This is a genomic window from Streptomyces sp. NBC_00258 (assembly GCF_036182465.1).
Classification (GTDB): Bacteria; Actinomycetota; Actinomycetes; order Streptomycetales; family Streptomycetaceae; genus Streptomyces.
Window position 1 is genome coordinate 5,314,427 of sequence record NZ_CP108081.1, and the last position, 12,207, is coordinate 5,326,633.

General features: G+C 70.9%; 7 protein-coding genes and 1 pseudogene. 2 read left to right on the forward strand and 6 right to left on the reverse strand.

The features are described 5' to 3' along the window. Positions 1 to 53 precede the first annotated feature (53 nt). A complete protein-coding gene (locus tag OG718_RS23560) occupies positions 54 to 1,049 on the forward strand; it encodes an LAETG motif-containing sortase-dependent surface protein (RefSeq protein WP_306938467.1) in 996 nt (331 codons plus the stop codon). A gap of 91 nt (positions 1,050 to 1,140) precedes the next feature. Here the strand turns inward: OG718_RS23560 and OG718_RS23565 are convergent, their stop codons facing one another. The 4 genes from OG718_RS23565 to OG718_RS23580 all read right to left on the reverse strand — a co-directional run bounded on the left by OG718_RS23565 (position 1,141) and on the right by OG718_RS23580 (position 8,046). Further along, positions 1,141 to 2,919 carry a GMC family oxidoreductase gene (locus OG718_RS23565; RefSeq protein WP_328845099.1) on the reverse strand — a complete coding sequence of 593 codons (1,779 nt, stop codon included), beginning with the start codon at positions 2,917 to 2,919 and terminating at the stop codon, positions 1,141 to 1,143. 105 nt (positions 2,920 to 3,024) lie between these two features. After that, a complete protein-coding gene (locus OG718_RS23570) occupies positions 3,025 to 4,650 on the reverse strand; it encodes a succinic semialdehyde dehydrogenase (protein WP_143639138.1) in 1,626 nt (541 codons plus the stop codon). A 127-nt stretch (positions 4,651 to 4,777) separates the two neighbouring features. Further along, on the reverse strand, positions 4,778 to 6,535 hold the full coding sequence (locus tag OG718_RS23575; RefSeq protein ID WP_328845100.1) for a serine/threonine-protein kinase: 1,758 nt from the start codon (positions 6,533 to 6,535) through the stop codon (positions 4,778 to 4,780). A gap of 50 nt (positions 6,536 to 6,585) precedes the next feature. Beyond that, entirely contained in the window at positions 6,586 to 8,046 is a 1,461-nt protein-coding gene (locus OG718_RS23580; RefSeq protein ID WP_143639134.1) for a diacylglycerol/lipid kinase family protein, read from the reverse strand. 166 nt (positions 8,047 to 8,212) lie between these two features. Between OG718_RS23580 and OG718_RS23585 the strand changes: the two genes are divergently transcribed. Further along, complete coding sequence (locus OG718_RS23585) at positions 8,213 to 9,043, forward strand: hypothetical protein (RefSeq protein ID WP_328845101.1); 831 nt, start codon at positions 8,213 to 8,215, stop codon at positions 9,041 to 9,043. 72 nt (positions 9,044 to 9,115) lie between these two features. Here OG718_RS23585 and OG718_RS23590 read toward each other — a convergent pair whose 3' ends face one another. Together OG718_RS23590 and OG718_RS23595 are read right to left on the reverse strand one after the other, a co-directional pair. Beyond that, complete coding sequence (locus tag OG718_RS23590) at positions 9,116 to 10,759, reverse strand: serine/threonine-protein kinase (protein ID WP_328845102.1); 1,644 nt, start codon at positions 10,757 to 10,759, stop codon at positions 9,116 to 9,118. Positions 10,760 to 10,874: 115 nt separating this feature from the next. Then, positions 10,875 to 12,125, reverse strand: a pseudogene (locus tag OG718_RS23595) (serine/threonine-protein kinase); the annotation flags it as partial. Positions 12,126 to 12,207: the final 82 nt, after the last annotated feature.

The following is a 12,207-nucleotide window of genomic DNA, read 5'->3' on the forward strand; positions in this document are numbered from 1 at the left end:
TCCCAACCTCTCGTGCCGCAACGCTGCGGTACGCCGGACTCTCCGAGGTCTTCATGAAGCTTCGCCGTGTCATGGCCGCTGCGGCCACGACGGCCGTCATAGCTCCGCTCGCGCTGCTGTCGGCTCCTGCCGCCTTCGCGACGGACCCCACGCCCACCGGGACCGAGTCCGCCACCACGACGCCGAGCGCGACGCCGACCACCACCGAGACGACGACGCCCAGCGCGACGCCCACGACGACGCCGCCGAGCACCGAGATCCCCTCGGGTACGCCGACCCCGAGCACCACCACCACGCCCACCGGGTCGCCGACCACGACGCCCGGGCCGAGCGAGGAGCCCGACCCGGACGTCCCGTACTGCGAGGACCTCGACGAGAACTACGGCGACGCCAAGGTCTCCGCGGACATCAAGGGTCTGCCCGGCAAGATCGTCGCGGGCGACGGCTTCCACAACTTCAACCTGGTCGTCACCAACGAGTCGAAGGCCGACATCAAGGGTGTCGCCTTCTACGCCGAGATCGAGAACTACGAGCTCGACGAGGCGAAGTTCCTGAGCCCGTACGTCACGCTGGAGTTCAAGAACACCGAGTCCGGCAAGTGGGAGCGGATCGGCGACGAGAACTGGGCCGGTGACTACTTCTTCTACGTCGAGTCCCTGAAGGCGAAGGCGAGCGAGAAGGTCGCCCTGCGCTTCAGCGTCGACAAGGGTGCCCCGGCCGGTGACTCGTACTCCTTCGGCTCCGGCGCCTACCTGGACAAGATCAAGGACCAGGACTGCATCGCCGAGGGCTGGGCGCAGTACGACTTCGAGGTGCTGAAGGCCGGCTCGACCAACCCCGACCCGGGCACCGCCGACCCGAGCGACAACGGCAAGGACCCGGTGAAGAAGCCGCAGGGCAACGTCTCCGAGCTGCCGACCGGCAACCTCGCCGAGACCGGCTCCAGCTCCGCCCTGCCGACCATCGGTCTCGTCGGCGGCGCCGCCGTCGTCGCCGGTGCCGGCGCTGTGTTCGTCGTCCGCCGCCGCAAGGCCGGCGCCGACGTCTAGGACGCGTAGGGCGTAACTCGCTTCACGCGACCAACGCTTCACGCAAGAAACGAAGGACCTGCGCTCGGAGGGGGGCGCAGGTCCTTCGTCGTTACTTCTTCGGCGGCACCGTCGGCATTCCCAGGAACGGCAGGCGCAGCGCGCCGAAGGCGTCCGCGGGGACGGCGGGTGCGAGGGGCTCGACCGGCTTCAGGCGCTCGTACGCGGCCCCCTGCGCCGGACGCGGGTCCGCCTCGCCCTTGTTGGGCCAGTACGACATCGCGCGCTCCGCCTGCGCGGTGATCGTGAGCGAGGGGTTGACGCCCAGGTTCGCCGAGACCGCGGCACCGTCGACGACCGAGATGCCCGGGTGTCCGTACAGCCGGTGGTACGGGTCGATGACGCCCTCGTCGGCCGAGGCGCCGATCGGGCACCCGCCCAGGAAGTGGGCGGTCAGCGGGGTGCCCATCAGCTCGCCGACGTTCGAACCGGCGAAGCCGTTGATCTCCGCGGCGATCGCGGAGGCGGACTCCGAAGCGGCCTTGATCTGCTTGGGGTTGGGGGCGCCGTGGCCCTGGCCGGCCGTCAGCAGGCCCTTGCCCGCGCCCTTCGGCTTGAGGTACGTCGTCAGGGAGTTGTCGAGGGACTGCATCACCAGGCCGATGATGGTCCGCTCCGACCAGCGGCGGTTGGAGAGCGAGCGGGCCACGAGGGTGGGGTGCTTCACCGCGTTGACCAGCCAGCCCAGAACCCTCGACGAGCCCTCCGCGTAGGGGACTTGGAGGATCGACAGACTGCCCATCGAGTTCGAGCCCCTGCCGTAGCGGACGGGCTCGATGTGGGTGTTCTCGTCCGGGTGGATGGACGACGTGATCGCGACTCCGCGCGTGAAGTCGACCTTCGCCTCACCGGTGGCCTTCCGGTAGCGGCGGTTGTCGGTCTGCGCGCCGACCAGGGCCTCGGAGTTGGTACGGGTCAGCTCGCCCAGCCTGCCGGACAGGTAAGGGAGTTGACCGCTCGACTTCATGCGGTGCAGCAGGGTCTGTGTGCCGTACGTACCGGCGGCGAGAACGACCCGGCGGGCCTTGAAGGTCCGGCCCTCGCCCTTGCGTTTCTCGTCCGTGGGGAGCGTCGCGACGGCGTAGCCGCCCTGCGAGTCGTCCGTGACCGACACGACGGTCGTCATCGGGTGGACGACCGCGCCCGCCTTCTCGGCGAGGTACAGGTAGTTCTCGTTGAGGGTGTTCTTCGCGCCGTGCCGGCATCCCGTCATGCACTCGCCGCACTCGGCGCACGCCCTGCGGGCCGGCCCCGCCCCGCCGAAGTACGGGTCGTCGACCTGCTGTCCGGGCCCCGCCTTCACGGTCCCGTCGGCGTCCTGGCCGTCACCGAAGAAGACACCGACCGGTGCCATGTGGAAGGTGTCGCCCACGCCCATCCGCTGCGCGGCCGCCTTGAGATGGACGTCCGAGGGGGTCATGGTCGGGTTGAGCCGTACGCCGAGCATGCGCCGGGCCTGGTCGTAGTACGGCTTCAACTCCTCCTGCCAGTCGGTGATGTCCTTCCACTGCGGGTCCTCGAAGAACGGCTTCGGCGGTACGTAGAGGGTGTTGGCGTAGTTGAGCGAGCCGCCGCCGACGCCGGCGCCCGCCAGGACCATCACGTTGCCGAGGAGGTGGATGCGCTGGATGCCGTACATACCGAGTTTCGGCGCCCAGAGGTAGTTCTTGAGGTCCCAGGAGTTCTTGGGGAGGGACTCGGGGGTGAAGCGGCGGCCCGCCTCCAGGACGCCTACGTTGTAGCCCTTTTCTGTGAGGCGTAGGGCGGTCACCGAGCCGCCGAAGCCGGAGCCGACGACGATGACGTCGTAATCGTAAGTGTCCTGAGGCACGTGTGCTCCTCGTTGAGTGTCCGTGCGGGTTGTGTGTGGCTGGCCGGGTCACGCGGCGGAGCCGCATATCGATGCGGCCCCCGCGCCCCTGAAAGACGAGAACTCCTAGCGGAACCGGAACGCCTTCATGAGCCTCAGGCTGCGGCTCATGAACTGGGCGTAGCCCTCGTCGTCCATGCCGAGGGACGGGGCCATGGGCAGCAGGCGCTGCTGGGCGACCGTCTGGGCCTCGGTGTACTTGAGGATGCCCTCGGAGCCGTGGCGGCGCCCGAGGCCGGATTCCTTCATGCCGCCCATCGGGGACTGGACGCTGCCGTAGGCGGGCGCGTAGCCCTCGTTGACGTTGACCGTGCCGGTGCGCAGGCGGGCCGCGACCTTGGCGCCGCGGCGGCCGTCCTTCGTCCAGACCGACGAGTTGAGGCCGTAGGGCGTGGCGTTGGCGAGTTCGACCGCCTCGTCCTCGTCCTTGAAGCGGTAGATGGAGACGACCGGGCCGAAGGTCTCCTCGTTGCAGACCGCCATCGGCGCCTCGACCCCGTCCAGGATCGTGGGCTCGAAGAAGTACGGGCCGATGTCCGGGCGGGCGACACCGCCCGCCACCAGCTTGGCGCCCTTGGAGACCGCCTCCTCGACGTGCCGGGTCACCGTCTCCAGCTGGCGCTCGCCGACCAGCGAGCCCATCTCGGCGCCGTACGCGAGGGACTTGCCGAGCCGCATCGCCCTGGTGCGCGTGGCGAACCGCTCCACGAAGGCGTCCGCGACCGACTCGTGGACGTACAACCGCTCGATGGAGATGCACAGTTGGCCCGCGGACGAGAAGCACGCGCGGACCGCGCCGGCCGCCGCCTTGTCGATGTCGGCGTCCTCCAGGACCAGCATGGCGTTCTTGCCGCCGAGTTCGAGGGAGACGCCGACCAGGCGGGCCGCCGCGCTCTGGGCGACCTCGCGGCCCGTGCGGGTGGAGCCGGTGAACGAGACGTAGTCGGCGCGCTTGACGACCTCCGGGCCGACGACCGGTCCCTCGCCCAGGACGACCTGGAAGACGTCGGCAGGCAGGCCCGCCTCGATCAGCAGGTCACGGGCCCACAGGGCGGTGAGGCAGGTCTCGGTGTCGGGCTTCATCACGACGGCGTTGCCCGCGACGAAGGCGGGGATCGCGTCGCCGACGGAGAGTTCCAGCGGGTAGTTCCAGGGGGCGATCTGGCCGACGACGCCTCGGGGGTGGCGCAGCTCGGTGACCTTGGTGAGGGTCGGCACGGCGCCCGCGTGACGCTTGGGCCTGAGGTACGAGACGGCCTTGCGGCCGTAGTGGCGGGCCGCCACGGCGACGGCCTGCACCTCCTCGTGGGCGTGCAGCCGGGCCTTGCCGGTCTCCAGCTGGATGAGGTCGAGCACCTCGGCCTGGCGGGCGAGCACCAGGTCGTGGAAGCGGAGCAGGACGGCTGCGCGCTGCCTGACGGGGGTCTGGGCCCAGACGGCCTGGGCGGCGCGGGCCTTCTCGTAGGCCCGCTCCACGTCCTCGGGGGTGGACTCGGGCAGGTCGGCCAGCTTCTCGCCCGTGAACGGCGTGTGGTTGGCGGTGCGGCCCGAACCGACCACGCCACGCGTGAGCTGTGCGATCAGCTCCGGCGTGACCACGTCAGCAGCCGTGCGGGCGCCCTCGGGGGCGGGCGCGAGGGGGTTGGTGCCAGTCTTTTCCGGGGCCTGTACCGGGGCCTGCGAGTCGGTCATGGCCCGCAGCGTATGCCCGGGCCCGCCGCTTTGGGTACCCGGCGGTAATAGGGATTCACCGAGTGCACACACAGCGCCAGCGATCACTGGCAATGAATGGCCTGATCAGGGGGTTGTCCGGCGACGATCAGGGCCCGACCGAAAAATCGGAGCGCGGGGACCACTTCCTCGACCCGCCGATCTCCAGTCGGTCGCGCGCGCCCTTGAACACCTCAGTGCCCCTTTTCTCGTCCGCCGTCCCCTTCGGCATGTCGACACGCAGCTCGTACAGCCGGCTGTCGTCGGTGAGGATCATCAGCTCCATGACGCGGACCAGCCTGCCCTCGGTCTCGTAGGTCGTGTCGACGAGCACGGCCTCGTTCCCGTGGACGGACGTCTTCGTGTACTGCGTCTGCGACTCCCCGTATCCGGCCCATGTCTCGGCCGAGTCCTTCGCCTGGCCCATCGGCGAGCGCGGCGCCTCGTCCCACTGGGTGAGGCGGACCTGGACGACCTCGTCGTTGTCGTAGATGGCCATGCGCGGCTGGTCGTCGGGGCCGCCCTGTTCGTGGAAGCGCACGTACTGCCTGGGGAGGGAGAGAACGGCGTTCAGGTCCTCCTCCTCGTGGGCGACCCAACTGTCCCTGGTCGTCGGCGGGTTCGGGGTCACCGACGGCTCGCCCCCTGCGGCGGTCGCGCTGTCGTCGGTGAGCGAGGTCCCGGCCCAGACACCACCCACGACGAGGAGGGCACCGGCCAGGACTCCCGCCACGAGGCGCGCGGTGGAGCGCTTGCGCTTGGGGCGTACGGGGATGGACTCGGCCTGGGTGTCTTCAGAGGTGGCGGGGGTAGCGGGCGGGGCGGCCGCCTCCGGTCGCTCGGGCGACTCAGGCGGCTCAGGCGGCTCGGGCGGCTCGGGCGATTCACGCGGCTCGGGCGACTCGGATGCCCCCGCCTCGCCCCGCGCCTCGCCCGAGGCGGAAGGCGCGACGAGTTGCACAGTCCCCGAATCGTCCGCGAACTCCCTCAACGCGGAGGCGTCCTGAGGGATCGTCGGATCTCCCTGCCGAACCGATGCCGGAACCGGCCACCATTCCGCCACCGCCTCCAGCGCGGCGACCACCTCGTCCGCGTCCGGTCTCTCGTCCGGGTCCTTCGCCAGGAGCCGCACGATCAGCACACCAAGTGGCCCCGCCTGCTTGGGTTCCGGCGGCTCGGCGGACAGGATCGCGGCGAGGGTGGACTCCAGCGTCGTACGCCGGAAAGGGGACCAGCCCTCGACGGCCGCGAACAGACAGACGCCGAGTGACCACAGGTCCGCGGCAGGACCCGCGCCGCGGCCGGACATCCGCTCGGGTGCGATGAACTCCAGGGAGCCCACGAACTCCCCGCTCATGGTGAGGGATTCCTCCCCCTGGATGTGGGCGATGCCGAAGTCGGTGAGCACGACACGACCGTGCTGTCCGAGCAGCACGTTGGCCGGCTTCACGTCACGGTGCACGATGCCCTTGGCGTGCGCGGCCTTCAGCGCGCCCACGACGGCGAGCCCGATCCGGGCGGACTCGGCGGGCGGAAGCGCGCCGCGCTGCAGCACCTCGTGGAGGGACTCGCCGCGGATCAACTCCATGACGATCCAGGGCAGTCCGTCCTCCACGACCACGTCATGGATCGCGACGGCCGCCGGGTGTTCCACGCGCGCCGCGGCCCGCGCCTCCCTCTGCAGCCGGTTGTACGCGCGCTGATGGGCCGCGTCCTGGGGATCGCCCGGAAGCCGTGGCTCCTTGACCGCCACGTCCCGCTCGACGAGTTCGTCGACGGCCCGCCACACGGTGCCCATACCGCCGGAGCCGATGCGCTCGGCCAGCCGGTAACGGCCTCCGATCAACCGCCCCCCGTCATCGCTCATGCCCCATCAGTACCGTGCGGGGCCCGAGCTTGTCGACGTCATGCAGTGGGTCATGCGGTAGGCGGGGTCCGGTTCTCGGGCAGAGCCTCGTCCCTGGGCAGGGCCCGGTGCTTGGGGAGTGCCGTACGGCCCACCGCCGCCGCGAGTTTGCGCAGCCGGCGCCAGTCCATCGGCGGCTTGGTCTCCGGCACGCCCGGCCGGTTCCGGGGGACGCGCACGCGCAGCGCGCCGGGCTCGATGCGGCACCGTACCGGCGTGGGCAGGACGAAGGCCTCGCCGTCGACGCCGACCTCGACCTCGGGAAGGTCGGCGTCGACGACCACCTCGCGGGCCGTGAGCACCGTGAGCCCGGTGGAGTGCACCCCGAGCAGCAGCCCGGCGGCCTCGGCCGCGTTCTCCACCTTGATGCCGAGGACGCCGAGCAGACCGGACTCCAGCCGCTCGCGGTAGCCGAGGCCCGCCGGATCGTCCATGCGGTAGGGGTTGTTGCTCACGAGGAGTGCCTGGGGCGCCTCGATGACGGCCACCCCGGCCGCCTCCGCCCCGCTCGTCGCGCCGGTCCCAGCGGTCCCGCCGGTCCCGCCCTTCTCCTCGATCCGGGCGGTCAGCCGCGGCCCCCGCTGGTGCGTGAGCAGTTCCGGCAGCAGTTCCAGCGTCGTACGCACCTTGTCGTCGCGGTACTCGGGGCTCTGCACGACCACCGCGTACGCCCCGAACGAGGCGTTGTTGACGAAGGGGTGCCCGTCCGCGAAACCGAGGTCGACACGGACCTCGACCCCCGCGCCGGTGAGCGCGTCGAGGCAGGTGGCGGGGTCGTTCCGGTCGAGTCCGAGGTCCATGGCGAAGTGGTTCCGGGTCCCGGCGGAGACGACGAGGAACGGGATGTCGTGCTCGGCGGCGATCGCGGCGACCAGCGCCTGTGTGCCGTCCCCGCCCGCGACGCCGAGCAGATCGGCCCCGTCGGCGACGGCGCGCCGGGCGAGTTCGGTGACGTCCTCCTTCTGCTCGGGGTCGAGGAGGTGGACGCGCGCTCCGAGCCGCTCGGCCTTCTCCTTCAGCCCGAACCGCTCGACCTTTCCCCCGCCGGACCGCGGATTCATGATGAGGAAGGGCCTGGCGGGGGCGGGGGTCCTGTACTCGGCCACGCGCACGGCGTGCGACTTGGTCAGGCTGAGCGCGAACTTCCCGGCCCAGACGGCGAAGCCCCACAGCGCCAGGGACACCACGACGACCCACAGCAGGTTCGCGGCGGCGAAGAGCCCGATGACCGTGGCGGGTGTCGCGAGGGCCAGCACCCCGGCCGCGGCCCGGGCCGGTCCCCTGAGGGTCAGTACCCACCAGAGCGCGGCGACCGTGACCGCCGTACCGAGCACCCCGACCACGACGAGCAACACGCTCGCGGCCCTGGCGAATCCGATCGGCAGCAGCACGGCGAGGCCGGCCGCCGCCAGGGCACCACGCGCCGCCCACCGCTGGCGTGCGTGCGCACGCACGTCGAGATCCAGGCCCACGCCCGTCACCTCTCTCACAGGAAGCCGCGGGGAGGGTCGGCGGCTGTCGTCCCTGTTGTCCGTCGGTGCAGAGCAGTATGCCGTTCCCGGAACCGGCTTGACGTTTTCTTGACCTGCCCTCAGACTCCCAGCTTCACCGCAATACCACCGAAGGAATATTCGAATAATGAAGAGACTCGCGCTGCCGCGTCCCGGCGCCGCAGCCGTTGTGTCCGTCCTCTCGCTCGCCCTGGTGACCGGCTGCTCCGACAGCGGTTCCGACTCCGGATCGGGCAAGGACGACAAGGCCGCGGGCAAGGAGCCGGCCGCGGCAGCGAAGACCCTCGCCAAGGGTGAGCTGGAGAAGCTCATCATCGCGACGGCCGATGTCAAGGGCTTCAAGGTCGGCCCGGCCGACCAGTCCGACCAGTTCGCCTCCTCCAAGGAGGAGATCAAGGTCGTCGACGAGAAGTGCGCGCCCCTCGCGTACGTCCTCACCGGCTTCGCGCCGGGCGACTCGGCCTCGTACGTCAACCGCATGGCCCAGGAGGACCCGACGGCCAAGGCGAGCGCGTCCCCCACCGAGGACCTGGAGGACATGACCGAGGAGGAGATGGAGGACGCGATGAACTCGATCACCGACGCCCTCGGTTCGACCGTCACCCTCGTCTCGCTGTCCTCGTACGAGGGCGACGGAGCGAAGGAGACCATGTCCTCGCTCTCCGCCGCGATCGAGGGCTGCGGCAGCGGCTTCACGGCCACGGCCAAGAAGGAGCCCCAGAAGTTCAAGAAGGTCGAGTCGGAGAAGGCGTCCGGGAACGGCGACGAGTCGCTGGCGTTCGCGGTGACCGCGGACTCCGACGGCGACCCGGTCGTGCACGCGGAGGTCGCGCGGCACGGGAACACGGTCGCCACGTACTACTCCATCAGCTTGGCGGCGTTCGCCGATGACGCCAAGGTCTCCGACTACGACGTGCCGGCCGAGCTCATCAAGGCCCAGACGGCGAAGCTCGGCTGAGCCGACGCCTGAGCCCGCGCGCAAGCGCGAACGGAGGGCGGGCCGGGTCCACCGGTCCGCCCTCTCGCGTGTTCACGGCTTGGTGATGTCCAGGTTCGCGATCGCCGTCTTCGCGACCTCGCGCCCGCGCTCGGTGAAGTCGCCCTTGCCCGGGTAGCCGATCATGAGCTTGTACATGTCGCCGGACTTGGTCTTGTAGTAGAGGACCTGGATCTCGCGCGGACGCGGGGCTTCGGTGTCCGTGGTCGAGTAGGTGATGGTGTTGAGGGCCGCTTTCCGGTCCTTGTACTTCGTCGTATCGGGGTTGCTCTTGGGAGCGGGCTCGGAGTCCATGTCCATGCCGTAGTTGCCGCTCTGTCTGTAGCTCGCGTCGTCGTCGTACATCTCGGCCGCCGCCGACGCGGCGATCTCGCCGCTGGTGTCCTCAAGCCTCTTGGCCAGGGTGAGGCTGATCCAGAGGCTGCCGCTCTCGTCGGTGAACTGGACCCAGTGTTCGTCCTTGGCCGCGTCGGGCTTGGGCACGGTCTTCTGGTAGCCGGCCGGTACCGCCATCGTCGCGCCCAGCGCCTTCAGGTCCCTCTTGTTCCAGTTGTCGGGCAGCGGCCCCGCGAACGGGTCCGCGACCACCAGGTACGCCGCCAGCGCGGCCGCGACCACGACGGCACCGATGCCGATCCACGCCTTGCGGCCGACCCTGATCGACCTGCCGCCGGGCTCCGCCATCCGTACGACCTGCGTGGGCGCGGGCTCGGGCGGACGCGCGGCCTGCTCCAGGAGCGCTCGCACCCGTGCGGCGTCCGGGCGGCGGGCCGGGTCCTTGTCGAGGAGGCCGTTGATGGCGTCGGCCAGCGGTCCCGTGGCCGCGTTGGGCGCGGCCGGCGTGGCGTTGAGGACGGACTGGAGCGTCGCGGGCGTGTTGTTGCGGCGGAACGGCGAGACGCCCTCCGTGGCCGCGTACAGGACCACGCCGAGGGACCAGAGGTCCGAGGCCGGACCCGGGCGCTGCCCCAACACCCGCTCCGGTGCGATGAATTCGGGCGAGCCGACGAAGCCGCCGGTGTCGGTCAGGTTCGTCTCGCCCTCGATCTGGGCGATGCCGAAGTCGGTGAGGACGACCCGGTCGCCCGTGCCGAGCATGACGTTGTCGGGCTTGACGTCGCGGTGCAGGATGCCCGCCGCGTGCGCGGCCTCCAGCGCGCCGAGCACGTCGAGGCCGATTCTCGCCGCCTCACGCGCCCCGATCGTGCCCTCCTGCAGCGCGGCACCGAGCGAACGTCCCCGTACGAGCTCCATGACGATCCACGGCTGGCCGTCCACGACCGCGACATCGTGGACGTTCACGACGGCCGGGTGGTCGAGCCGGGCGGCGGCGCGCGCCTCGCGGCGCATCCGCTCGAAGACGTTGGCCCGTTCGCGTTCGGGAAGATGATCCGGTACGCGCGGCTCCTTGACGGCGACCTCCCGGTCCACCGTCTCGTCCTTGGCCCGCCACACGGTGCCCATCCCGCCGTGGCCGAGTTTGCCGAGCAGCCGGTAGCGGCCCGCGATGAGCCGACCGATGCCGGGCTCCTGCGGCGCCTGCTGGTCGGGCACGACCTGGGTGGGCGCCGCGTACGGGTTCCCGGGGTGCGGCACGGCGACGGGCGGTCGCGGCGGTTGCAGGCCGAAACTCGTTGGTTCGTCGGGTCCGTAAGGGGCTCCCCCGTTGTTGCTCATGGGTCCATCCCTATCGCGGCAAGCGCTTCGGGAGCCACCCTGGGCGCTTTCCAGTCACAGACCCGTGACGCACGGCGTCGCTTATGTTCCTTTTACGCGGCCGGGCGACTCAGGTGCCCGAAGGGGCGGGGCTCGTGGGCTCAGGCCCCGTGGGTGCGGGGGTCGTGGGCGCTGGAGTCGTGGGCGCTGGGCTCGGGGTCGCGCTCGCCGTCCGGCTCGGCCTCTGGCTCGGCGTTGCCGTGGTCGTCACGGTGGTCGTCGCCCGGGACGTGGGCACGGAACTCGTCGGCGACAAGGGCCCACCGCCGTCCTCGTTCATCAACAGCGCGGCCGCCGACACACCCGCCACGGCCATCGCGGCGACGAGCGCGACCGCGATCAGTACGTTCCGCGTTGGGGAGCGCGAGGAGGCCCCCGGCCTCATGGGCGATGTCACGGGCGAGTCCGGCGGAGGCGACGGCGCGTGGAGTGACTGCGTCTGCGGCCTCGGCGCGTCCCGATGGGTCGTCGTGTAGCCGGGCGACACCGGCGGCATACGGCCCGTGTCGAGAAACGCCCGCAGCAGCCGCTCCGCCTCCACCGCGTCGAGCCTGCGCTCGGGATCGCGCTCAAGAAGGCCCCGTACGACGGGAAGCAGGGGCCCGGCGGCCGCGGGCGGACGTATCTCGTCGACCACCACCGCGTGCAGGATCCCGCCCAACGAGTCGCGACGGAACGGCGATTCGCCGCTCAGGGCGGTACAGAGCAGCGCGCCGAGCGACCACAGGTCGGACTCGGGCCCGGTCCTGACGCCGGACATCCGCTCGGGCGCGGTGTACTCGGGCGAGCCCACGAACGACCCGCTCTCGGTGAGCGTCGTCGACCCCGCGACCTGGGCGATCCCGAAGTCGGTGAGGACGACGCGGCCCTCCCCGGTGAGGAGTACGTTCGCGGGCTTCAGGTCCCGGTGCAGCACGCCCGCGCCGTGTGCCCTGCGCAGCGCGCCCAGCAGGTCGATCCCCATCCGGGCGGCCTCGGCCGCGTCCACGGGCCCGCTCCGGGAGATCCGCTCGGAGAGCGAGCCGCCCTCGATCAACTCCATGACGATGTAGGGGCGTTCGTCCTGCTCCACGACGTCGTGCACGACGATGATGTGCGGGTCCCGCAACTGCGCGACCGCACGCGCCTCGCGCAGGGTCCGATCGCACTGCAGCCGGTACTCCTCCGCCGAGAGCGAGGTGTCGAGGACGAGTTCCTTGACCGCGACCTGCCGGCCGAGCAACTGGTCCGTGGCCCGCCATACGACGCCCATACCGCCCCGGCCGAGTCTGGACTCCAGCCGGTAACGGCCCGCGATGACACGGACGTTGTCCCCCTCGGTCACCATGCGCCCCATCATGCCGCACCGGACGGAGGCCCTCCGGGGCGCTGCGGCGCGGGTGGCCGACAAGCGACGTACGCGGTCCGGT